We start from the raw sequence: 22,782 nt of genomic DNA, 5'->3' as shown, positions 1-22,782 counted from the left end.
GGCAACGAGGTCGCAGCCCATGGGGCTGTGACCTCGTCCCAACCGCAATTGCAGTACCGGCCGCCGGACGGCTCGGCCTGCCCGGTCGTTCAGCCCGAGGGGCAGGGTGTGAGGGATACGAAGGCGTTGTAGTGGTCGCGGTACGTCTCCGTGTACGTCAGCGGCGGGCACAGCTCCGCGCGCCGCTGCATCTCGCGCGCGTCCTCGGGGAGGATGTACCGCGCCTTCAGATATGTGCGCACCTTGGCGTCGAAGGCCTTGCCGTATGCCCGGTGGTCGGCGAACCCGAGCTGCTGCACGGTTCGCACGTCGTCGTAGGAGCCGATGAAACCGGTGGTGAACCGGGCCTCGCCGAGTTCGACGAACGGCAGGCGGGGGACCGCCCGGCCGGTGCCGTCCTCGGTGATTGCGTTGCCGCGCGCGTCGCGGGCGACGGCGCCGCCGTCCAGGGTACGCAGCCGGGTGCTGAGGGGAGGCGCCGAGCCCTTGCGCAGCACCCAGTCGTGCCCCTGGAGGAAGTGCGCGCGCAGCGCGGGGACGAAGGTCGCCGGCGTGCTGCCGGCCACCGGCGGACCGTCCGGCGAGTTGGCGCCGAGCAGGTCGGGGATGTGCGGGGATCCCGCGACGACGTAGGAGCGGTACTGCTTGGGTGCGACGCCCCGGTCGGTGAGGGTGGGGGCCTCCTCCGCCTCCGAGTTCACGACGACGACCTTGCCCTTGTAGCGGCCGGCGGCGATGTCCGCCTGCGGGTCGAGGGTGTCCGTGGTGAACGGCATGGCGAGGTCGAAGACGCCCGAGGCTTCGCCGGACGCGATCAGTCGCAGCACGGGGTACGAGCTGTCGGAGAAGCCCGCCACGTAGCGCCGGGACAGCTTGCCCACCGTCTTCGGCGTGCCGGACAGGGCCCGGCCGAACTCGGTGATGATCTCGTCGTCGACCCGGTCCCCTTCCTCGTCGAAGCCGCCCTCGATGAAGGTGCCGGGCACCGACGGGTCAAGGATGCGGTTGGCGAAGGTGCTCCAGCCGATCCCGGCGTGCACGAAGCCGCGGGTGAAGAGCAGCTCGGGACGCAGGTACGCGTTGAGCGTGCCGAGACCGATGGCGAAGTGCGCGGGCTCCACCAGCACCGTGCCGTTGGTGCGGTGCGGGTCCTTCGGGGCGCTGATCCGGTACGGGACGCGGAACCGCCCCGTGGACGTCTGCCCTTCGAACACGCCGTCGTACCGGACGTAGGGGATCCCGCCGAAGGTACCGAGTGGCGTGACGGCGGGCGAGCCGAGCCGCCCGTCCGTGGCGCCGGTGGAGACCGGGGACGGCGACGGCTGCCGGGGGGTCGCCTGGGCGGACGGTGCCATGAGGGCCAGACCCAGGAAGGCCGGGAACAAGGCGCGCAGGACCATGCGGGCCCGCCTTCTCCCTGGCCGCGAGTCGGCAAGATGCCGAAACATCAGTGCTCCTTCCGCACCAGGAGCGCGGCCAGGCGCCACGGAGTGGTCCGCCTGGTGCAGGTCGTCGGTGTGCGGCGCCGGGCCCAGCCGACCACCTTTCGCCTCCGACGGCCCTCCGGCCACGCCCGAAGGAGCGAGCGGTTGCACCGCATGGCCCAACAGCCTCCTCGTCCCCGAAGCCGGGCTTCCCGAACCAGGACGAGGCGGTCCCGAAGCAGGAACCTGCGAGTACAGCCACTGCGCTGATGTCTGCACTCCTCTGCACGCCCGCTGTGGGGCCGTATCGAGTCGACTTCCTCGTCAGGCGTGACGGTGCCTCTCCGGGGCGACGGCGAGCGCCTGCTTGTGCGACAGTGCGATCCGGCGCCGAGTGGGGTCGACTGCGAGGATCTTGACGGTGAGTGCTTCGCCGACCTGGACGACGTCTTCGGGCCTTTCCACGTGCTCGTGGGCCAGTTCGGTGTTGTGGACCAGTCCCTCGAAACCGTCCTCGAAGTCCTCGATGCGGACGAAGGCGCCGAACGGTACGAGTTTCGTGACGGGGCCGGTGACGATCTGGCCGACCTGCCGCTCGAGATCCAGCATCGGATCCGGCTGCAGTGCTTTCAGCGATAGCGGCACACGCTCCCGGACCATGTCGACTTCGAGGATCTCCGCCGTGATCTCCTGGCCGACTGTGACCATGTCGGAGGGGTGGTTAATGTGCCGCCAGGACAGTTGGGGAATGTTGATCATCGCGGTGAAGCCGCCGATGTCCACGAATGTGACACCGAAGCTGGCGATCTCGGTCACCGTCCCGGTGATGACCTGGCCTCGGTACAGAGTCTTGAGGATGGCCCAGTGGCGGTCGCTCGGGGTTGGCTCGGTCTTCCAGCGGGCTCGCAGGACGCCGTCGCTGTCGGGTAGGACGGCGGTGAACAGGGGCTGGCGTTCGTCGGTGTACAGGGACAGAGCAGCTGCGGCGCGGGCACCGGTGATCTTCGCTGCGAGCTCCACGAACTGGGTCTCGTCGGCGGTGGTGCTCGTAATCTGACCGTCTGCGTCCTCCCAGACGAGCTCGATCAGGCCCTCTTCGGGGAGACCCTCGAGGACCGCGGCCACGTCGGTGGACAGGCCTGACCAGACGGCCAGCTGAGCGCGGGGGGTCAATCGAGCGCGGACCTCGTCGAGGGTGCCGTCGTTGAGCCGGTGCCAGCGAGTGGCGTTATCGGCGTAGATCTCCTCCAGGATCGCTGCCTGGCCCATGGCCACGCACCAGCGCAGCCGGTCCCAGAAGACGTCGTCGGCGGGACGCTGCTCGCCCGGCTCGTCGTAGTCAGCGTCGTAGGGGGAGGTGTCCAGACGTTCCGGGAACGAGCCGAGTGCGCGGGTGCGGGCCAGTGCTTCCTCGCAGGGCTCGCTGCTGCCGATGTAGACGTACTGGTCCCATCCGACGTGGATGGTGAACCTGCCTTCCACTTCCAGGCGGCACCAGGCGCCGTTGTCGCGGAGCATGGCCAGCGGTTCACCGACCTGGTACGCGACCGCACCAGCCATCTGTTGCAGGACGGGATCAGCGAAGTGGAGCGTGACGCACCTCAGCCGATCCGCGGATTCGCCCGGTTCATGAAGTTCGACATCGACACCGTGACAGCCAGCCTGACCTTGCAGTACAGCTCCAGTGTCGTAGAAGGCCACGTCAACCGCATCAAGACGATCAAGCGGCAGATGTACGGCCGAGCCTCGTTTCCGCGTGCTGAGAGCCCGAATCCTCATCCAACCGTAGTCATCACGGAAGCGCGGGCACAGCCATTTTCACGAATCCTCATCAGCACCCGTTGCCGTGTTCGCCCGCGGCTCTCGACGCCGAGCTGCACGCCGCCCTGGCCGCTTTCGACGCTGCGGCCGTTGGGTGGCGTGAGGCCCTCGAGGACCTGGACGAAGACGTCCTCGCCGAGGCCGCCGCCGAAGCGCGGGCCTTCGGCGGCGGCCTGGCGGCCGACGTCGACGAGCTGGTGCGCGGCCTGCTCGGGCAGTTGGCCGACTGGCGGCAGTCGATCGGCGAGCTGGGCCGCGCGCTCACCACGGCGACTGAAGGCCGACCGCTACCCGGCTGGTCCACCGACGCCGGCCGCACCGAGGACATCGGGTGGCGCCAGGCCCGCACCACGCTGCTCGAGGCCGTCGCACGCCACCACCACGCTCACCTGCTCGCCGCCATCGTCGCGCTCGGCGGTGAGCTGGGGCTCCCAGCTACCCGTAACAGGCGCTTCAGGGGCGCGGTCATCCCGGAAGGCTGCGCGGTCAGCGCCGGCCGCCGCCGATGCGGCGGTCGTCGGCCAGTGCGGTCAGCGGGCCGAACTCGCGGGCAAGCTGGTTCCACGTCAGAACCTCGCCACAGCGGGCCGGGAACTCCTTCGGGTTGAACTCGGGCATGGTCCAGGTGCCAGTGCCCCGGTCCCGCAGCCACAGGTCCCCGTCACCGTCGACCACAGTCGGCGGGACCGGTACGGGCTCGGCCTGATCGGTGGGCTCCCAGGTGACCCGGCCCGGGTGGGAAACGCGGCGCAGCTCGGTGGTGGCCAGCCGCGCGGCCAAGTCACGGGTGGACTCTTCGGTGTCCTTGACCGACGCGAGTCGAAATGCGTCGTCAAGTACGGGCAGGGCTGGATTCTTGCTGCGCTTCGAACTCATACGGTGACTACCTCCGGTGGGGGGCGTCACATCCGTTATGGCACCCCGTAGAGGAACACGGTATCCGAGGCGGGAGCCGGGCCGGCTACGACGACTGTCCAGGTGGAGGCGCTGGCACACCGGGCGGCGGGGTGGTGGTGAGCTGGTCCTGGACGTGGCGCAACCCGTGGTGGTAGCGCTCAGATATGGCGGTCCGGGTCTGAGAAGGTGAGTCCGCCGGGGGCGAGCGGACGTCGGGCCGGGGCGGGTGCGGGCTCGGGCTCGCCGGGCGGCTGGCGGAACTCGGCGCCCTGCTCGACCGGCATCAGCCGGCGCCCACCCGCCTGGGCGGGTACGGGTACGGGTACGTCGGAAGCGGGATCGGAGAAGGTGGGCAGCGAGAGCGGTCGACGGTCGTTCATGATCCCTAGTCTCCCAGGTCCGGCCCTCGGGTAGGGCCAGGCCGCTCTCAGCGGTGATAGTGCTCTGGCCCTGGCTGGCCGGCAGGGCCAGGCTGGTTGTTTCAGCTCACCAGCACAGAGCGGCTAAGCCACTGCTACCGCCGGTGAACCGGCCCGGACCGCCGAGGCCGGGCGGCACACTGCGCGGGTGACCACGACCCCCGCCTGAACCGGGTTCAGAAACCTCCACGCTCAGACCCCGACGCCAGCGCGTGCGCCCAAACCCTCCCGACCTGGCCCCGGCCGCCCACTCGGTTCAAGAAACAGCCGTTCGGCAACCCGTCACGATGTGGGACGGGTCCTCGCAACCGGCGAGGCGTACACCAGACCCGACCATCACAAGAAGGGCACCAAGACCCGCCGACTGGATGAATGACCAGCTGACCTGCGCTGGGGAGCTTCGTGGGGAGGTACCGGGCCCCGGGTGTCCCAGAGGAGCCCGAGGAGGTCGTCAGGACCAGTGCGGGCCCGTGACCTGCGGTGGGGAGGTTTCTGGTGAGGTTCGCGGCCGGGGTACGGCCGGGCATGATGGGGTCGGCGTGGGCTGACGTGCAGCCCACGGGGACCTGGTGGGACCGGCCGGTTGGGCCGCCGGACGCGGTAGAGGAGAAGTGCCGTCCCGGTCCGCCTTAGTGGTCGGCTCCGGAAGTCCTTCGGGGGTTGATCACGCTGCGAGGGCGACGGAGGATTCTTCTTGTCGGTCGGCGGGTGTGTGTCGGTCGAGCCTGGCCAGCAGATCGTCCAGGTCGGAGGTGGTGAACCTCCACTGGAACGGCTGTGCCGTGGCGTTGTAGCGGTCTTCGAACGCTCGGAGTCGGTCCCGGACCTGGGTCAGGTCCGTGAAGTCGTTGGGTTGGACGACCTTGCGCTGGACGATCGAGAAGAAGATCTCGATCTGGTTTGTCCAGGAGGCGTGTATGGGGGTGTGGACCATGACCGCGTTCGGAAACTCCGTGGTCAGGCGATCGATGGCTTTCTTCCCCCGGTGGGAGGAGCCGTTGTCGACGATCCAGAAGACGCGTCTGGCGCTCGCGTAGGGCTCGGTAGTCATGACCTGGGTGACCAGGTTCATGAAGGGGACGATTCCGGTCTTCGGCTCGCAGCGGCCGAAGACTTTCGCGCGGTGGACGTCGTATGCGGCCAGGTAGGCCAGCGCGCCGCCGCGCCCGTACTCGTGGTTGACGCGCATCGCCCGGGCCCGGCCTGGGGCCAGGGTCGGATGGCAGCGGCAGCGGGCCTGGACGGAGGTCTTCTCGTCGCTGGAGACGACGTACTCGTCCTCGCCCAGCGGGACACCGTCGAACGTGCGGGCGTACAGGGCCAGGACACGCTGGGCCTTGGCACGGAAGTCCGGGTCACGGATGAAGATCCAGGACCGGTGCTGCCAGGGCTTGAGCGCGTTCTCGCGCAGCCAGCGGCGCACCGTGGACGCGGACACGGTGTTGGTGATCCCGCGCGCGGTCAGCTCCGCGGCCAGCTCAGGGCAGGACCAGCGCGACAGCGGTACGCCGGTCTCGGCGGGTAACTGGCAGGCCAGTGCCTTGGCCTCGGCGACCTGCACAGGGGTGAAACGGGCGGGGCGCCCGGAACGCTTGCGGTCGGCCAGGGCCGGCAGCCCGCCGTGGGCGAACCGGCCGCGCGAGGTCCGGACCGTGTCCACGTGCAGGTGGGTCTCGGCGGCGATCCTGGCATTACCCCGGCCACGTGCCGCCAGGAGGACGACTGCGGCACGCTGCCGGGCTTGGTGTGGAGTCTTGTGACCGTAAGCCATCTTCTTCACTCGGTGGCGCTCGGCGGCGGTCAGCACCACTGCCACGGCAGCGCGTATGGACAATTGCCTGTCCCCCTGGATCCTGCGGCAGGCTGATAAGCGTGAGCGATTTCGACTGTCTCCCGCTCTTCCTTCCACTTCGTTGGACGTTCAAGGAGGTAGGAGGAGCGGGTAGTGACTGGCACGTTTGACGGCCCACCGACCGTGAGGTCGGAGGGCCGTCGTGATCGTTGAGGGTTCATCGGCACCGCGGAAGACGGCCGGTTGCCTACGCGCGTATCACCATGGAGCGGGGGCACTCACGCGGCGGAGCGGACCTTGATCGCGTGACTGAGGGCGGTCTGCTCTTCGTCGGGAAGGCGACGCTCGGCATGGAGCATGCGTAGGGCGGTGGTGATGCTCTCCTCGTCCTCGGGTGCGCCGAGGTTGCCCATGTACGGGGGCAGCAGCAGGCTCAGGGCTTCGAGGTCCGTGCGGGCGCAGAGCTTGGTGAGGAGTTCGCCGACTGGGTCTTCGTGCTGTGGTGCGGCCGGGGCGGTGGCACGCAGTCCTGCGGCGATGCGGTAGCGGAGCCATTGCTGGTGGGGGCCGGCTGGGACGTCGTCGATGTGCTTGGCCGCAGACTCGAAGTGTTCGCGGGCCTGCTCGATCTGGCCCAGGTCGCGGTGGGCTCGGGCCATGTTGCCGTGAAGTGAGGCGTAGAAGCCACGGACACGGTCGTCGCCGACCTTGTCGGCCCGGTTCAGGCACTCATGGTTCCAGTGCAGGGTCTCCTGCGCGGTGGGCTGGTGCCGGGCGAGGTAGTGCGCGGCGATGCAGGCGTCGTAGTCGTCATCAGCCGCTTCCCACGCTTGAAGGAACAGCTCCCGTGCTCGGACATCTTGTCCTTCGGTCTCGGCCTGCATACCCCGTACGCACAGCTGCACGACGATGTTCTGGGGGTCGGTCATGGTTCTCCTGCGGTGATGAAGGTGTGATGTTGAGGCAGAGTCAGCTGGAGGCGTTGATGGCGACCGGCATGACCAGGGTGGTGAAACTGCCCTGGTCCGCGGAACGCACCACGACAGGTCGGTCTACGGCGGAGATCTCCAACAGAACGTCGGGCCCGACACTGGCCTCCAAAGCGGGAGCCAGGACGGCAGGGTCGAAACCGATCCGCTGGAGCAGGTCTTCATGGCAGACCGCCGGCAGGATGGCGGCGTTGCGGCGATCGGGAAGAGAGACGGTCATCTCGTCGCTGGCGAAGCTCAGAGCGATGCGTGCAGCGTCTCCGTGGCTGTTGACTGCGTCGCGAAGGGCCAGGCGATCCACGATCACGCGGTATTCGGGCGGAGCCAGAGCCGAGAGCATCTCGCGATAGGAAGGAAACAGGTCATCGGTCGTCACCAGGACACGGGACTCTGACGTACTGCATGCTCGGGCCCCGTCCGGTCCGACCTGGATGATGACCTGGTGGACTCGCGCCGCCCATTGCCCGAACTCGATCACGTCAGCCGCCTGCACCAGCAGACGGCAGGGCCCTCCGTCGAGTGCCGCCGGCCTCAGGACGCGCATCGACAGGCGATAGCGATCGGTGGCCACCAGACGAACCTCGCCGTCATCGATCTCGATGAGGACGCAACCAAGCGCAGGGTGTTCCACGCCGGAAGCCGCGGCTAGCACCACCTGGCGTACGGCACTGGCCAACTCCACGCCGCCGATTCGCGCTTCCGTCGTACTTTCGGCAGTCGAGAGGGAACGCAGAGCCACCGCGATGGCGGTCTTGGCGGTCTGAGTCTGGTCCCGCATCCTCTCCAGGTGCCGCTCCAGCACTTCTCGGCCCTCACGCTCGGGCCCGTCGAGCACCACGGTGACCTCGGCCAGCGGCAGTCCCGCCTCTCGCAGACTGCGCAGGAGAGCGGCACGGGCCTCCTGCGCAGGGCTGTAGAAGCGGTATCCGGTCGTCCCGTCAACCCACGCCGGCCGCAGAACGCGGCAGTCGTCGTAGAAACGCAAGGCGCTCGAAGCGAGACCCACTCGCCGCGCGAAGGCGCTGATGCTCAGTAGTTCCGTGGTGCCGTCCATGGACCCGATTGTTGACCTTCATCCAACTTGAAGGTCAACTCGCCCTTCGGCCGCGTTCCACGCCACCACCAGGCACGGGAGCTTCCTCAGCGTCAACCCCCGAAGGACTTCCGAACTCGACCACTTAGGCGTAGGTGCCGACGCCCGCGCCGAGCACCCGCCTCTGGGGCTGCAGGACAGCCTCCGGCGCCCGTTCATCGCGGGGCACCAACAAGGCCGGGGACGGCGAGTTCGGCCGCCAGACGGCCGCGACGTGGCGGCCCGCCAAGGGCGGGGGCCAAACGGGGTCCGGAGCCCAACGTTCTCTCGCATGTTTTGCCTGTTGTTGTGCTTCTCAGTGGAAGCACAGTTCTGCAGGTCATGCCGATCGGGCTGTGACCGTTGCATGCAACAGGTCGACATGGACTTCGCAGGGCCGTGCCTGAAGGTTCCGCCGTGCTGATCGCCCGGTCCGTGTGACGGCGGCCACGAGGATCTCCCCACGTACGGCCAGTTGAGGATGTGACGTTCCGTGACCACCTTCGGTGGGCGCCGGCGCTGATTCGGGGTTAGGCGCGGAATGCCTTCCGGAGGAGCTCGCCGAACTCGGCGGGGTGCGTGGTCAGGCCGGTGTGCCCGCCGGGGAAGTGCCGGAGTTCCGTGCCAAGATGCTCGGCCAGGAAGGCGGCCGGACGATAGGGCAGCTCGCCGCGTGAGTCTTGGCCACAGGCGAGCACGAATCGGTCCGACAGTACCTCCAGCCGGTGGATGTCAGGGGCGTAGGACATGAAGCTGGGCACGATGCGCCCGACGAAGTAGGGCAGGTTGGCCATCGTCCGCTCGGCCCGGGCCGCCGCCTGCGCCGGAAGGCTGATCCCGACCTTCGTCTCGGTGGCGTCGCCGTCCTTCTTCAGACCTGCAGCGAACACAGCCATCGCCGGCATGAGTCCCTCTGTGCGGAGGGTCTCCTGCACGTGCGCGATGAGCGCGCGATGTTCGGGGGCGTCCGGCAGGATTTCCACCAGCGGCGGTTCGTGCGCCACGAGGCGCTCGACGCGTTCGGGGTGGGCGGTGAGCAGGTGCACGGCGGTGATCGCGCCCGAGCTGGAGCCGAACACCCGGGCGGGCTCACCGGGCGACAGCAGGTCCATTATCCGCAACGCGTCGTCGGCGTGCTCGGCCACGCGTCGCGGTGGCGTAGAGCTGGAGTCGCTCTTCCAGTTCAGCGCAGTGTCTGACCAGCTTTGTGTGCTTCTTCTTGAGCTTGTCGTAGTCACTGAGGTCCTTGGCGAAAGCTGCCGGGGTGGCTTCGGCGGCCTTGACCCGGGCCTCGAAGAGTTCTTTGAGGTCGAGGTGCTGGTGTGTCAGGTGCCAGCGCTTGACGCCTGCCTCGATGGCGAGTTGGGAGACGCTGAGCCGTCCGCTGGACCGGAGCGGGTGGCCAGCGAGCAGGCGCTCGATGGCGGCCTGGATCGCGGCCCGGACAGTGTCTTTCCCGGTGGGCTGGGTGGCTGTCATGCCCGGTTTTCTGGCCTTCCGTGGTTGTGGTCGCCGAGGATGGCGGCCAAGCGGTCCCTCTCGTTCGTCTCGCGTGCGTGACGGATCCGGGGAGCCAGGGGGTCCGTGGTGATCTCGGTGAGTTCCTCGTGCCGGGTCCGAATCTGGAGGATGTCGCGGTCGGTGCGGGCGATGTTGCGGCACTTGGGCCGGCAGTCGTCGGTGTCGGGGGTGACCAGCGGGTCGCCCTCGGTGCCGCGGAGTTGACAGGCGGCCTGGGCGGGGTCGAGCACGCAGGTCATCCCTGCATCTGTGGTGAATTTGAAGGAGGGGATTGCCGACCAGGTCCCGGGCTTGGCGGTCGCTGGTCAGGACGTGCCCGGCGAATTGGCGGTTGGCGGCGGTGACACGTTGGCGGTAGGCGTCGGCGGCTGGGCCGCTGACGTGCTCCCCTGCTTCCAGGCCGACTGAGTACCGCCGTGCTGGCTTCGGCCGAGGTCCGGTGCCGATGCCGGTGACCCACCGTCCACAGCGGCACGACCCCGGCCGGCGCCCACCGGGGCAGTGGCAGGGGCCGGGGCCTCGCGAGAACCGCCCCTGGCCGGGGGCCGGGGCGGCAGGGGGGATGCTGATGGCGTCGGAATTTCGCGGGGCACCGTGCTGGCTGGGCTTGGCGGCACGTGCACCCGTGGACGTCCGGATGTGTCAGCAGGACGGCAGCCCCTGCGCGTCCGGGATCACACCGCGGGGTGCAGAGTCGCCTTCCCCGTCGCTTCGATGCCTGTGCGCTCCCCGGGGCGGGCGGTGGCCGGGCTGGGGACGCGGACGTCGATGGGGTCGTCGATGCCGTTGACGGCGACGGTGACCATGGCGTCGTGGCCGTAGAAGCGGACGTTGGTCACCGTGCCGCTGGCTTGGGCGGCGTCCGGGTCGGTCAGCCGGAGCTGCTCCGGGCGCAGCAGGACGACGCCCTCGCGGAGCCCGCCGGGCGGGTCCGCCAGGGGGATGGGGCCGAGCGCGGTGGACGCCGTGTTCTGGTCCGCGGTGGCGGTGACGAGGACCGCGTCACCGACGAAGGCCGCGACCCAGGGGTCCGCGGGACGGCTGTACACCTCGTGCGGTGTGGCGCACTGGGCCACCCGGCCGTCCCGGACGACCGCGACGAGGTCGGCCGTGGAGAGGGCTTCCTGCTGGTCGTGGGTGACGAGGAGGGCGGTGGCTCCGGTGGCGCGCAGGGCAGCGCGCACGTCGGCCCGTACGCCGGTGCGCAGGGCGGCGTCGAGGGCGTTGAACGGTTCGTCGAGGAGGACCAGTGCGGGCTGCGGTGCCAGGGCGCGGGCCAGGGCGATGCGCTGCTGCTGGCCGCCGGACAGTTCGTGGGGCATGCGCTCGCCGTAGCCGGCGAGGCCGACGAGTTCGAGCATCTCCTGCGTGCGCGCCCGCCGGGCGGCCCGGTCGAGGCCGGTCAGGCCGAAGGCGACGTTGCGGGCCACGCTCAAGTGCGGGAAGAGCGCGCCTTCCTGGGGCACGATGCCGATGCGGCGGCGTTCGGGCGGGAGGTGGGCTCCGGGGCCGGAGAGCTCGCGTCCGTCGAGGGTGACGGTGCCCGCGTCGGCGCGCAGGAAGCCCGCGATGATGCGCAGCAGCGTGGTCTTGCCGCAGCCCGAGGGGCCGAGGACGGCGGTCAGCGCGCCGCCGGGGACGGTGAGGTCGAGGCCGTCGAGGACCGGGGCCGCACCGGGGCCGTAGGCCTTGGTCAGGCCGGCGATCTGCAGGTCGGTCATGTGCGGTGCCTTCCGAGGAGGTAGGACGGGATGGCGGCCAGCAGGATCAGCGCGGCGGCGTAGGGCGCGGCGGCGGCGAAGGATCCGGTGCCGGTCTCCGTCCACAGGCGGGTGGCCAGGGTGTCCATTCCCGTGGGGCGCAGCAGCAGGGTGGCGGGGAGTTCCTTCATGCACACGACGAAGGTGAGCGCGGCTCCGGCGGCGACCCCGGGGGCGGCCAGCGGCACGGTGACCTCGCGGAGCACGCGCAGCGGGGAGCGGCCCAGTGAGCGGGCCACGTCCTCCAGGACGGGCGGGGACTGGAGCACGGCGGCGCGGGTTCCGGCGACGGCGACGGGCAGGAAGAGCACGGCGTACGCGCAGACCAGCAGCGGGAGTTCCTGGTAGATCGGTTCGGCGTAGCGGACCGCGAAGAAGACCAGGGACAGGGCGACGGTGATGCCGGGGAGCGCGTGGCCGGCGTAGGCCGACTGCTCCAGCAGCCGGGCGGTCCGGCCGCGGTACCGCGCGGCGATCACTCCGACGGGCAGGGCGAGCAGGGTGGTGAGCGCGGCTCCGGCGGCGGCGACGCCGAGGGTGGTGGCGGCGGTGTCGAGGAGCGTGGCGGGGTCCCAGGTCGCGGAGTTGCCGACGGCCAGCCAGTAGCCGAGGGTCGCCAGCGGGGTGAGGACGGCGACGCCGGTGACGGCCGCGCACCAGGCCAGCGCGGGCGCCCGCCAGCGGCCGAGCGGCGCGGGAACGGCGGGTCGGGCGGTGCCGCCGCCGGTTCGCGCGTGGCCGGCCCGGCCGCGGGTCCGCGCTTCGGCGGCGACCAGGGCGATGGTCATCACCACGAGGACGATGCTGAGTGCGGCGGCGGGAGTGCGGTCGAAGCTGGCCCGGTAGGAGGTGTAGATGCCGCGGGTGAAGGTGTCGTACCGCATCAGCGATACGGCGCCGAAGTCGGAGAACACGTACAGCGCGACCAGTACGGCTCCGCCGGCGGCCGCGGGCCGCAGTTGCGGCAGCGTCACGCGCAGGAAGGTCATCAGCGGTCCGTGGCCCAGTGAGCGGGCGACCTCCTCCTGCGCGGGGTCGGTGCCGCGCAGTGCGGCTGTGACGGGCAGGTAGACGTACGGGAAGCTCACCAGCGTCAGCGCCAGGGCCGACCCGGTGAAACCGGCGAGGTCCGGGAAGGCGGACAGCCAGGCGAAGGCGGCGACGTAGCTGGGGACGGCCAGCGGCAGGGTCACCAGCACCGACCAGCCGCGGGCGCCGGGCAGGTCGGTCCGTACGGTCAGCCAGGCGAGCGAGACGCCCAGGACCAGGCAGGCCGAGACGACCACGGCGGCCAGTCCGAGGCTGCGGCCGAGCAGTTGGGCGGTGCGCTCGTCGGAGACGACGTCCCAGGCGAAGGCCGGGCCGCGCTCCAGGGAGCGGACGGCGAGGTAGCCGAGGGGCAGCAGGGCGAACACGGCGGCGACGGCCGCGGGGACGAGCAGGACGGAGGGTGGCCGGCGCCCGGCACGCCACCGCCCGGTCGGCGCGGTGGCGCCGTCCGGGCGGTGGGCGGTGGCGGGATCCGTCGGCGTGACGGGATCCGTGGAGTGCATGAGGGGCTAGACCATCCCGGCTTCCTGGAGCATCTTCAGGGTCTCCTGAAGCGATTCCAGCTTCCCGAGGTCGATCTTCGGGGCGTCCAGGGTGGCCAGCGGCGGGAGGCCCTTGACCGTGCTGGTCACGCCCGAGGCGAGCGGATATTCCTTGGTGTCCTCGGCGAAGTACTTCTGCGCCTTCTCCGAGAGCAGGAAGTCGACGGCCTTCTGGGCGACCGGGGCCTGGTCGGTTCCCTTGACGATGGCCACACCGGCGGTGTTGACGAGGCCGCCCGGGTCGCCGCCGGGGAGGAAGTGGATCTTCGCCTTGACCTTGGCCTCGCCCTTCTCGGCGACCTGCTCGTACCAGTAGTAGTGGTTGACCAGCCCGAGCGGGACCTGGCCCTTGCCGACCGCTTCCAGCACCTTGAGGTTGTTGTCGTAGACCTTCGGCTCGTTGGCCTTCAGGCCCTTCAGCCAGGTGCGGGTGGCGTCGTCGCCCTCCAGGACGCGCATGCCGGTGACGAAGGCCTGGAAGGAGGCGTTCGTCGGGACGTAGCCGACCTTCCCCTTCCACTCCGGCTTGACCAGATCGTGGACGGTGTCCGGGACCTTGGAGACCTGTCCCGGGTTGTACGCGAGGACGCGGACCCGCCCGGAGGTGCCCACCCAGTCGCCCGCGCCGCCGCGGAAGCCGGGGTCCACCTTGTCGAGGGAGGCCTGCGGAAGCTTCTCCAGCAGGCCCTTGGTGGACAGGGCCCCGAGGGCGCCGGCGTCCTGGGAGAAGAACAGCCCGGCCTTGGTCTTGCCGCCCTCTTCCTGGATCTGGGCGGCGAGTTCGGCGCTCTCGCCGTAGCGGACGGCGACCGTGGTGCCGACGGCCTTCTCCAGCTCGTCGAGGAGCGGCTTGACCAACTTCTCGTTGCGGCCCGAGTAGATGACGAGGCCCGCGTCGTCCTCGTCGACGCCGCAGGCCGCGACGGCGGGGAGAAGAAGTGCCGCCGCGAAGAGCGCGGTCAGGCGTCGGACCAAGGGGCGTCGCATGGGAAGCCTTCCTACAGGGGCAGCGGAGAAACCGGGTAACACCCCATAAGTAAGGTAAAGCTAACCTAAAGGTCAAGGGTGACGCACACAACAATTCAACCGCGCCCACGCATCGGCGGAGCCGACTCTACCGCTTAATTTCCTATGGATCTCCCATGGGTCATCTGTGACTTTCCTGTGACTATCGGGCGAGGTAAGGCCTTCCTAAGATGCGCCCGTGACAGTCCTTCCCGACCACCTCCCAGACACCGTGTCCGTCCCGTTCGCCCTCGGCCTCGCCGCCCACGGGGACCGGACCGCCGTCATCACGGCCGACGGCCCGGTCAGCTATGCCGAGTTGGCCGTACGCGTGGACGCGGCGGCCCGCCGCCTCGGCCGGGAACGCCGCCTGGTCCTGCTGGTCGGTTCCAACACTGTCGACGCCCTCGTCGTCCACCTCGCCGCCCTCGCGGCGGGGCACCCCGTCCTCCTGGTGCCGGGCGACCACCCCGAAGCCGTCCAGTCCCTGATCGACGCGTACGACCCGGACGTTGTGGCCCGCCCCGAAGGCGGGGAGATGCGGCTCGACGAGCGCCGCGAGGTCTCGGCGCACGAGCTGCACCCGGACCTCGCGCTGCTGCTGAGCACCTCGGGCTCGACCGGATCGCCGAAGCTGGTCCGGCTGTCGCACGAGAACCTCCAGAGCAACGCCGAGTCCATCGCGCAGTACCTGGACATCCGGGACACCGACCGCGCCGCGACCACCCTGCCCCTGCACTACTGCTACGGCCTGTCCGTCGTGCACAGCCACCTCCTGCGCGGCGCCGGACTGATCCTGACCGACCTGTCGGTCGCCGACACCTGCTTCTGGGAGCTCTTCCAAGCCTCGCGGGGGACGTCCCTCGCCGGGGTGCCGTACACCTTCGACCTGCTCGACCGGGTCGGCTTCGCCGCCATGGAACTGCCCCACCTGCGCTACGTCACCCAGGCCGGCGGCCGCCTGGCACCCGACCGGGTCCGGCGGTACGCCGCGCTCGGCCGCGCCACCGGCTGGAAGCTCTTCGTGATGTACGGCCAGACCGAGGCCACGGCCCGCATGGCCTACCTGCCGCCGCACCTCGCGGAATCCCGCCCCGAGGCGGCGGGGATCCCCATTCCCGGCGGCTCCCTCCGGCTCCGGCCGCTGCCCGACGGCCCCACCGACGGCGCCCAGAGCCCCGACGAGAACACCGGCGAACTGGTCTACTCGGGCCCCAACGTCATGCTCGGCTACGCCCGGACCCCCGCGGACCTCGCGCTAGGCCGGACCGTGCACGAGCTCCCCACCGGCGACATCGCGCGCCGCGCCCCCGACGGGCTGTACGAGATCGTCGGCCGGAGCAGCCGGTTCGCGAAGATCCTCGGCCTGCGCATCGACCCCGGGCAGGTCGAGGCGATGCTCGCCCGGCACGGCGTCAGCGCCCTGTGCACCGCCGACGACGAGGCGCTGCACATCGCGGCCGTCGGCGGCGACGACTCCGATGCCCGCCGGATAGCCCGGCGCGTGGCCGAGGAATGCGGCCTGCCGGCCCTCGCCGTCCACGTCCGTATCCTGCCCGCCCTCCCTCGCCTCCCCTCGGGCAAGCCCGACTACCGGGCCGTACGCGAACTGACCCGCCGGACGCCCGACAGCACGCGCGGCGCCACCGGCCCCGCGGCCACACCGGACGGCGCCCCCGAACCCCTGCGCCTGCTCTACGCACGGATCCTCGACCGCTCGGACGTGACGGACGACAGCTCCTTCGTCGGCCTGGGCGGCGATTCGCTGTCGTACGTGGAGATGTCGATCCAGCTCGAAGAGCGGCTCGGCCACCTGCCGGCCGGCTGGCACACGACACCGATCCGGGACCTCAGGCCTCCGGAGCGCGCGGACACCTCCCGCCGGCGGACCCTGGAGACGAGCGTCGCGCTCCGTGCCCTGGCGATCTTCTGCATCGTCGGATCGCACATCCAGGTGTTCGGCATCAAGGGCGGGGCACACATCCTGCTCGCGGTCGCCGGATACAACTTCGCCCGCTTCCACCTGACTTCCGCCGAACGGCGCGTCCGCGTACGCCGGGGCTGGACCAGCCTCGCCCGGGTCGCGCTGCCGAGCATGGCCTGGATCGGGCTGATCCTGCTCCTGAACGACGACTACACGCTCGCCAACCTCTTCCTGCTCGACAGTGTCATGGGCCCCGACGGCCTCAAGACCGGGATGCACTTCTGGTTCATCGAGGCCCTCGTCTACATCCTGGTCTCCGCCGTCGGCCTCCTGGGCCTGCCCGCGGTGGACCGGGCGGAGCGCCGGTTCCCCTACGCCCTGCCCCTGGCCCTCGCCGGCCTGGGACTCCTCACCCGCTACGACCTCGTCGGCCTGCCGGAGCGCGAGCACATCCCCGACGCCGTCACCGTCTTCTGGCTGTTCGCCCTCGGCTGGGCGGCTGCGAAGGCCGCCACCGTGCGACAGCGCCTCCTGGTCACGGCCGCGGCCCTGGCCACCGTGCCAGGCTTCTTCCCCGGCGACCCCGGGCGCGAGGCGATCATCCTCGCCGGATTCGTGCTCCTGGTGTGGGTTCCCAGCCTCCCCAGCCGGGAGCGCCTCAACCAACTGGCCGGCCTCCTCGCGACCAGCTCCCTGTACATCTACCTGACCCACTGGCAGATCTTCCCGCTCATCGACGGATTCTCCCGGCACCTGGCGTTCCTCGCCTCGCTCCTCTTCGGCATCGCCTACGCGACGGGCATAGGCCGCCTGACGAGAGTGGTGCGCGGATCGCTGCCCGGCGGGGGCGCGGCTTCCATCCGGCTCATCGGCAGACGATGATTCCACCGGGCCAGGTGAACGACCGGCGCGAGTAGCGGCAGCTGCAGCACCGAGCCGCCGGCTGCGGCTGCGCCTGGACCCGCACCAGGCCTCATGGATCAGACGGATCAGGCAGGCCGGGCCGGGCGTTCAGCTTCCGGCGGGATGACAAGGCGAGCGTCAGCCGAGGGTGCCAAGGAGTTTGTTGCACGCCTGCTCGCAGGATCGGCAAGCCTCCACGCAGATGCGGCAGTGCTCGTGCATGTCCGCGTGCCGTCCGCATTCGTCTGCGCACGACGTGGAGACCATGGCGCACGCCTTCAGGATCGCGGCGGTGATATCGGCGTCGTACCCGGTGTGGCGGGAGAGGACCGCGGCGGTTGCGGCGCAGTCCATGTCGGTGCGGATGCACTTGGCGAGCTCGCTGACCATGCCCTCGGACAGGCAGGCGTCCGCGCACGCCGTACACGCCTGCGCGCAGGCGATGCACTCCTCGATGCAGCGGGTGAGCTTGGCCTGGTCGATGTCGCCGAGGTCGGCCGGGTAGGTGGCGAGCATGTCCTTGACGGTGCTGGACATCATCGGTGCCCCCGTTCCCCGTGAGGCCGGCGGATCGGCCGCCGTCGAAGCCCCCGGTACCTCCAGCTAACGCCCGCCCACGCGAACGCGCCCGGCGGCGCCGTGCGGTGCGGCCGGGTACGCACGGTACCGGGCACTAGCTCGGCGGATTGATCGCCGGGTAGCGCGAGGTGGCAGAATTGTGGAGCGACCGCCTGGGCGGGAGAGAGTCGGGGCCCGACAGACCGCCACCGCCACCTCGAACAGGTCACGGGGTTCCTGCACCACCAGCCGGCCTTCCAGTTTCAGCCATGGGAATGGGGGTCTGTTGGCCAGAAAGGTCAGGTGGTCGGTGTGATTGGCGTATTCGGCTTGGTGATCGCTTACGGCTGACACAGTGACAGGTGCACGTCCGAAAGGGCCCCCCCGTCCGAGGGCCTATGCCACCGCCCGCCCCCTGTTTCGTTCGGAGATGCCCATGTCCAGCCCGCACCGCACCTGGTAGTGCCAGCGCACGCTTCCAGCTGGGCCTTGTGATGCGGCAGAGTCGTTTACCCACGGCCTTCGTGCCGGTCAGATGCTTCTCTGGCCGGAGCGCCATAGGGTCGCCGAGCCGGTGGATCCCGGCCGCGGGGTGATCACGTGCCGGCGCCGGTTCCGCCGGCTTTCCACTGGGTGAGGAGCCGGCGGGTGGCGGCGGTCGTCGGATGGTCCGACCCGAGAACGCGCTCCATACCGTCGACGACGGCGGTCATCTCGGCCAGAGCCGCGTTCTTGTCCCTGCCGGGTTGTTCGTAGCGCAGGATGACCAGTGAACTACGGGCCATCAGTACAAGGTTGTGCTCAAGGCCCAACTCCTGGCCGCCCGCGTTGATGACATGCCGGTACGCGGACTCGGCTAGGTCGTCACGCCCGTCCTGGCCGAACCATTCGCCGAGGATGTACCAGGCCCCCACGGTGTCCGGATGGCCGGGCCCCAGGACGTGGGTGAGGCTGCCCACAAGTTCCTCCATCGCCGCGATGCGGTCCGGCAGGTCACCCAGCTCCCCCCGCACTTGGAGGCACAGACAGCGCGCTGCCAGCGTGTCGGGGTGTTCCGGTCCCTGTACCCGGGACAGGTCCGCCAAGACGGCCTTCAGCCGCGCCATCGCGAGGTCCCCACGCCCCCGCGGCAGGCACGCCGCCGCCGAGAGGACCCGGGCGCGCAACACCGCGGGATCGTCGCCGCCGAGGCGCCACTGCGCGACCGCGACCGCGAACGGGATCTCGCGGTGCGCCATCCGCACCAGACCGGATATCCCACCCAGTGAGATGATCAGATGCGCCCATAACGGCCCGCCGATGGGCACGAACAACGCACCCACGGCGGCGAGCCCGGAGCAGGCCAACGGCCAGCGCCACGCCTTCGACACACGTTGCATGCGGACATCATCGTGCCCACGAAACCCGGAGGGAAGACGCCAGGGCCGACCAGACCGACCGCCATGGCGGTCGGCCCTGAGGGCGTGATCCTGATGCTCCTGGCCGGCCTCGCCCTGACGGTGACCGCCGCGGCGCTCACCCTTCACGTGACCGGTACGGGCGCGCGCGTTGGCCTTCTGGCGGTCGCGGCAGCCGGTGCCGGCGTCGCGTGGTTCCCCCACGAGGCTTGGACTCTGTTCTCCCTGTACGGCGCCACCATCGCGGCGATCCCCCAGCAGGCTTGGGCAGCTCCGGCCCTGTAGGTGGCGCCGAGTAGCCGCCCGGCCCCCCAACGCCGACGCCCACCGAATGGCGACCCTGCGCGTCGCCCAATTTCGGCGGTGCCTACGGGGCTCAGGCGCGCGATGCGCGCTCCGCGACGAACTCGTCCTGGGGAGTCCACTCCCGCAGCACACGCCGGGCCCGGACGGTCTCCTCGACGAGCTGGATAGCCACGGCCTGGCCTCCGTACAGGCCGACCCACCGCCGATGGGTACGCCGCGCGGTGTCCTCGACCGCCCACTCCCCAAGGGTCGCGGGGCCGCCCTCCGTGAACTGGAGGACGACCACGAACAGGGCCGTCACCCCACTGCTCCACCAGCCGCCACCGACACGGCCGTGACGTCCTGCGCGGCGGCGAGCCGGCGCCGCCCCGTGCCGGTGACCTCCACGCTGCTCCACGACCGTGTCGCCCGCACCAGGAGTCCGCCCGCCTCCAGCTGGGAGAGCTGATACGAGACGGACGAGGTGCTCGAAAGGCCGGCCATCACCCCGATCTCCCGGACGGTCGGCCCCCTGCCGTGCGTCTCGATGTAGCCGGAGATCGCTTCGAGGACCGGCATCCTGCGCGCTTTCAGCCGGATCACGCTGCCGCCTCCCAGCCGTACGCGCGGGCCCGGCGCACCAGCTCGGCGTGCATGGCGGACGAGCACCCGGAGGCGGCCCAGTAGGGGTGGGAAGCCAGCGCCCTGGACAGGTCGATGAGCCGGCGGCGCAACTCGGTGGCGCCCTGCGTGCGGGTGAGCCGGGCGAGGGCCTCGTAGGTGCGGATCCACTCGTACTGGAGGCGGATCAGGTCGTGAGGAAGAAGCGGAGCCATCCCCTCAGTAGCGCGCATGTTCGAATTTGGAGGCAAGGCGACACCCGACGCCCCCGACCACAGCTGTGACTGCTGTCCTGTGCCATCGCATCTTGATCGAGTGCCAGCGAAGTTTGACCACTGGCAGTTAGTGTCACCACAGTTCGGGCGCCGTCCCACAGAGCCGAGGTGCGCAGGGAGCTGTGGGCCGCGGAGCCATGAGCGTGCGGCATCGGAAACTGGTGGGGGAGTGACTATGGAGCTGTTGGATCAACTGCCTGCTCTGATAGGCGTCGTGGTCGGGTCGCTTGGCTCGTATACCGCGCAGAGCTTGACCGAACGCCGGAAGTGGACGCGGCAGCGGGAGGAGAGGTGGGACGAGAAGCGCTTTGAGACATACGGCGCTTACGCCAATGCCCTCAAGGCCCAGCTCCGCCTCGCCCAACGCATCGGTGCCGCCCTCGGATTTGCGGACGTGGTCGATCCTTTGCCGCCGGCTGAGGGGCTGCCTCTACTCGCCGACGCGGAGTCCCACCGTGCGACGGAGTGGGAGTCCGTCCTGCTCGTCGGGGACGCAGCGACCATCGCGGCGGCCCGGCGCTGGCACGAGACGATCTGGACAATCGAGCTGCTCATACGCGAGGGGTCGGTCGACGCAGAGAAGTGGACCAAGGTCCATCGGCTGACAAGTGCGGCGCGTGATGCCTTCTACGAGAGCGCACGGCGTGACCTTGGAATCAACGGGGCTCCGCCGCCGTCGGGGCAGTGGCCTCGGCAATGGCGGGCTGAACTGTCCGGATGAGCTCTGGAGGGTTCGTACCCGGCTTGCGTGGGCTCGCTATACGGCAGGTCCTCGTCAGGGTGGTGCGATGAGAGGTGACCTCACGGTGTCCCGAGTTCCGGCACCCGAAGAGCGGGCCTTGACCCCGGATTTTGAACACGTCTATGCGGCTTGGGCCAGAGTAGTTGCTGCTCGTCCGATGTCGTTCTCGTAGGCGATCGGGGAGCGTTGGCCGAGGCGGGAGTGCCGGCGGCGGGTGTTGTATCGGGTCAGCCAGCGGAAGGCGTCGAGCCTGGCCTCACGCTCGCTCGACCAGGCCTTCCGGCCTTTGAGCGTCTCTCTCTTGAAGGCGGCGTTGAAGCTTTCCGCAGCCGCGTTGTCCGCGCTGGAGCCGACCGCGCCCATGCTCTGGCGGACCCCTGCCGACCTGCAGATTTCAGCGAAGGCCCTGCTCGTGTTGGGCGAGTTCAACCGATCGATGCAACACCGGGTTTTTGAAGTGAGCGTAGTTGCTCTTCGAAGACTTCGGCGGGTGTCTTCCACCCGAGGATCTTGCGGGGCCGGCTATTGAGTGCGTATGCGACGGCTTCGAGGTCTTCGGCGGACCACCGAGACAGGTCCGTGCCTTTCGGGAAGTACTGGCGGAGGAGACCGTTGGTATTCTCGTTCGTCGGTCGCTGCCAGGGCGAGTGGGGTCAGCAAAGAACACCCGCGTCCCGCTCTCCACGGCGAACTGGGCGTGACCGGAGAGCTCCTTCCCACGGTCCCAGGTGAGGGTCTTGCGTCGCTGCTCGGGCAACTTGGTCATCGACTCCGTCAGTGCCGCGTTCATCGCGACGGCCCCGTATCCGCCGAGCGACGGCCCGTTCTTCACATACGGTTCCTCGCCCCAGCCACCCAGCCGTGGCAAATGGACCAAGAGCGTGGACCTGCTGCTGCGCTCGACGAGCGTGCCGATCGCGGACCTACCCGTCCCAATGGTCAGGTCGCCCTCCCAATGGCCAGGGACAGCACGGTCGTCGGCCTCGGCCGGGCGCTCACTCAAAACGACGTCCGCGGTGACGTGGCCCTGCCGCTTGTTTCGGGACCGCGTCCTTGGCTCCCGCAGCGCACGGCCCGTGCGCAGACACGTGACCAGCTCGCGCTTGAGCGCGCCCCGGCCCTCGATGAACAGCGACTGGTAGATCGCCTCGTGGCTGATGCGCATGGACTCATCATCAGGGAAGTCGACCCGCAGCCGGCGCGCGATCTGCTCCGGGCTCCATGCCGTCGACCACCGCCTGTCCTGGCGGCGGGGCTTGTCCAGTCCCTTCCACGGCGCCGTCGCAGGACCGGAAACGATCGTGCCGTCGGGCCGACGGATGTCACCGGCGAGCCGGTCCTGCACATACTCACGCAAACGGTCGTTGTCCACGAGCTTCGCCGTCTTTGGGCGCTTCGCGGCCTGCTGCGCCTTCCACTGGGCTACCACAGCGCGGTAGACCGGCTTGCCGCGTTGCGACGCAGTTCGCGAGAGATCGTTCCCGGAGCTCGCCCGATCGTGCGGGCGATCTCACGCACGCTCTTGTCCTGAGCTTTGAGCACTGCAAATCTCCGCACGCTCGGCGAACGACATGTACCGGCCCGAGGGCTCGTCCAGACTCAGCGGCGCCATCTCGCCAGCGTGTCGGAACCATCGGATCCCGACCGGTGCCGACACCCCGACCCCCTCGGCAGCCTGGACAGAAGTGATCCCCGAAGCGATCAGGCGCCAGAAGCCTCGCTGCACAGCGCGCGATGGCTCAGGCCGGCCCGGTGAGCGCATCGGCGGCCGCATCGCCCTATCCG

The 22,782-nt window shown here is 69.8% G+C and carries 20 protein-coding genes and 3 pseudogenes; 3 read left to right on the top strand and 20 right to left on the bottom strand.

What is annotated here, in order from left to right; genetic code table 11:
- Positions 1 to 89: 89 nt before the first annotated feature.
- The 13 genes and pseudogenes from OG247_RS00295 to OG247_RS00230 form a co-directional block, all read right to left on the bottom strand.
- Complete coding sequence (locus tag OG247_RS00295; protein WP_327250229.1) at positions 90 to 1,400, bottom strand: alpha/beta hydrolase domain-containing protein; 1,311 nt, start codon at positions 1,398 to 1,400, stop codon at positions 90 to 92.
- Positions 1,401 to 1,748: 348 nt separating this feature from the next.
- A complete protein-coding gene (locus tag OG247_RS00290) occupies positions 1,749 to 2,984 on the bottom strand; it encodes a S1 RNA-binding domain-containing protein (RefSeq protein WP_327250228.1) in 1,236 nt (411 codons plus the stop codon).
- 747 nt (positions 2,985 to 3,731) lie between these two features.
- On the bottom strand, positions 3,732 to 4,121 hold the full coding sequence (locus tag OG247_RS00285; RefSeq protein ID WP_327250227.1) for a hypothetical protein: 390 nt from the start codon (positions 4,119 to 4,121) through the stop codon (positions 3,732 to 3,734).
- A gap of 179 nt (positions 4,122 to 4,300) precedes the next feature.
- Positions 4,301 to 4,522, bottom strand: coding sequence for a hypothetical protein (locus OG247_RS00280; protein WP_327250226.1), 222 nt, complete (start codon positions 4,520 to 4,522; stop codon positions 4,301 to 4,303).
- Between the two features lie 703 nt (positions 4,523 to 5,225).
- A complete protein-coding gene (locus OG247_RS00270; RefSeq protein ID WP_327250225.1) occupies positions 5,226 to 6,395 on the bottom strand; it encodes an IS630 family transposase in 1,170 nt (389 codons plus the stop codon).
- A 236-nt stretch (positions 6,396 to 6,631) separates the two neighbouring features.
- Positions 6,632 to 7,282 carry a hypothetical protein gene (locus OG247_RS00265; protein WP_327250224.1) on the bottom strand — a complete coding sequence of 217 codons (651 nt, stop codon included), beginning with the start codon at positions 7,280 to 7,282 and terminating at the stop codon, positions 6,632 to 6,634.
- 40 nt (positions 7,283 to 7,322) lie between these two features.
- The gene (locus OG247_RS00260) at positions 7,323 to 8,396 is read right to left on the bottom strand and encodes a DNA polymerase III subunit beta family protein (RefSeq protein ID WP_327250223.1); all 1,074 of its coding nucleotides are present in this window, start codon (positions 8,394 to 8,396) and stop codon (positions 7,323 to 7,325) included.
- Positions 8,397 to 8,944: 548 nt separating this feature from the next.
- A pseudogene (locus OG247_RS00255) lies at positions 8,945 to 9,565 on the bottom strand (alpha/beta fold hydrolase); the annotation flags it as partial.
- Positions 9,504 to 9,893, bottom strand: coding sequence for a hypothetical protein (locus OG247_RS00250; protein ID WP_327250222.1), 390 nt, complete (start codon positions 9,891 to 9,893; stop codon positions 9,504 to 9,506). The pseudogene OG247_RS00255 and the gene OG247_RS00250, both read right to left, overlap by 62 nt.
- On the bottom strand, positions 9,890 to 10,165 hold the full coding sequence (locus tag OG247_RS00245) for a hypothetical protein (RefSeq protein WP_327250221.1): 276 nt from the start codon (positions 10,163 to 10,165) through the stop codon (positions 9,890 to 9,892). Before OG247_RS00245 ends, OG247_RS00250 begins: the two co-directional genes overlap by 4 nt.
- Positions 10,166 to 10,609: 444 nt before the next feature.
- Entirely contained in the window at positions 10,610 to 11,656 is a 1,047-nt protein-coding gene (locus tag OG247_RS00240) for an ABC transporter ATP-binding protein (protein WP_327250220.1), read from the bottom strand.
- Positions 11,653 to 13,248: an ABC transporter permease gene (locus OG247_RS00235; protein ID WP_327250219.1), complete on the bottom strand. Its 1,596-nt coding sequence runs from the start codon at positions 13,246 to 13,248 to the stop codon at positions 11,653 to 11,655. Before OG247_RS00235 ends, OG247_RS00240 begins: the two co-directional genes overlap by 4 nt.
- 6 nt (positions 13,249 to 13,254) lie before the next feature.
- Positions 13,255 to 14,274 carry an iron ABC transporter substrate-binding protein gene (locus OG247_RS00230; protein WP_327250218.1) on the bottom strand — a complete coding sequence of 340 codons (1,020 nt, stop codon included), beginning with the start codon at positions 14,272 to 14,274 and terminating at the stop codon, positions 13,255 to 13,257.
- Positions 14,275 to 14,491: 217 nt separating this feature from the next.
- Between OG247_RS00230 and OG247_RS00225 the strand changes: the two genes are divergently transcribed.
- Positions 14,492 to 17,098: an AMP-binding protein gene (locus tag OG247_RS00225; RefSeq protein WP_327250217.1), complete on the top strand. Its 2,607-nt coding sequence runs from the start codon at positions 14,492 to 14,494 to the stop codon at positions 17,096 to 17,098.
- A gap of 159 nt (positions 17,099 to 17,257) precedes the next feature.
- Here OG247_RS00225 and OG247_RS00220 read toward each other — a convergent pair whose 3' ends face one another.
- Positions 17,258 to 17,656, bottom strand: a complete 399-nt coding sequence (locus OG247_RS00220) for a four-helix bundle copper-binding protein (protein ID WP_327257291.1) — start codon at positions 17,654 to 17,656, stop codon at positions 17,258 to 17,260.
- A gap of 617 nt (positions 17,657 to 18,273) precedes the next feature.
- The gene (locus OG247_RS00215; RefSeq protein WP_327250216.1) at positions 18,274 to 19,056 is read right to left on the bottom strand and encodes a tetratricopeptide repeat protein; all 783 of its coding nucleotides are present in this window, start codon (positions 19,054 to 19,056) and stop codon (positions 18,274 to 18,276) included.
- Between the two features lie 63 nt (positions 19,057 to 19,119).
- Between OG247_RS00215 and OG247_RS00210 the strand changes: the two genes are divergently transcribed.
- A complete protein-coding gene (locus OG247_RS00210; RefSeq protein ID WP_327250215.1) occupies positions 19,120 to 19,359 on the top strand; it encodes a hypothetical protein in 240 nt (79 codons plus the stop codon).
- Between the two features lie 91 nt (positions 19,360 to 19,450).
- On the opposite strand, the gene OG247_RS00205 is transcribed toward OG247_RS00210, so the two are convergent.
- The 3 genes from OG247_RS00205 to OG247_RS00195 are packed head-to-tail and all read right to left on the bottom strand — an operon-like array spanning position 19,451 to position 20,213.
- Entirely contained in the window at positions 19,451 to 19,681 is a 231-nt protein-coding gene (locus OG247_RS00205) for a hypothetical protein (RefSeq protein WP_327250214.1), read from the bottom strand.
- Complete coding sequence (locus OG247_RS00200) at positions 19,678 to 19,962, bottom strand: LexA family protein (RefSeq protein WP_327250213.1); 285 nt, start codon at positions 19,960 to 19,962, stop codon at positions 19,678 to 19,680. Before OG247_RS00200 ends, OG247_RS00205 begins: the two co-directional genes overlap by 4 nt.
- Complete coding sequence (locus OG247_RS00195; RefSeq protein WP_327250212.1) at positions 19,959 to 20,213, bottom strand: hypothetical protein; 255 nt, start codon at positions 20,211 to 20,213, stop codon at positions 19,959 to 19,961. Before OG247_RS00195 ends, OG247_RS00200 begins: the two co-directional genes overlap by 4 nt.
- A gap of 217 nt (positions 20,214 to 20,430) precedes the next feature.
- Here OG247_RS00195 and OG247_RS00190 point away from each other — a divergent pair, with 217 nt between their 5' ends.
- Positions 20,431 to 20,976: a hypothetical protein gene (locus OG247_RS00190; protein WP_327250211.1), complete on the top strand. Its 546-nt coding sequence runs from the start codon at positions 20,431 to 20,433 to the stop codon at positions 20,974 to 20,976.
- A 141-nt stretch (positions 20,977 to 21,117) separates the two neighbouring features.
- Here OG247_RS00190 and OG247_RS00185 read toward each other — a convergent pair.
- Both OG247_RS00185 and OG247_RS00180 read right to left on the bottom strand, forming a co-directional pair.
- Positions 21,118 to 21,408 (bottom strand): annotated as a pseudogene (locus OG247_RS00185) (integrase core domain-containing protein); the annotation flags it as partial.
- 14 nt (positions 21,409 to 21,422) lie between these two features.
- Positions 21,423 to 22,771: pseudogene (locus tag OG247_RS00180) on the bottom strand (IS30 family transposase).
- Positions 22,772 to 22,782: the final 11 nt, after the last annotated feature.

Origin of the sequence: Streptomyces sp. NBC_01244 (assembly GCF_035987325.1) — a bacterium.
In the GTDB taxonomy this organism is placed as follows: Bacteria; Actinomycetota; Actinomycetes; order Streptomycetales; family Streptomycetaceae; genus Streptomyces.
This window is presented reverse-complemented; position numbering and strand designations above follow the sequence as displayed.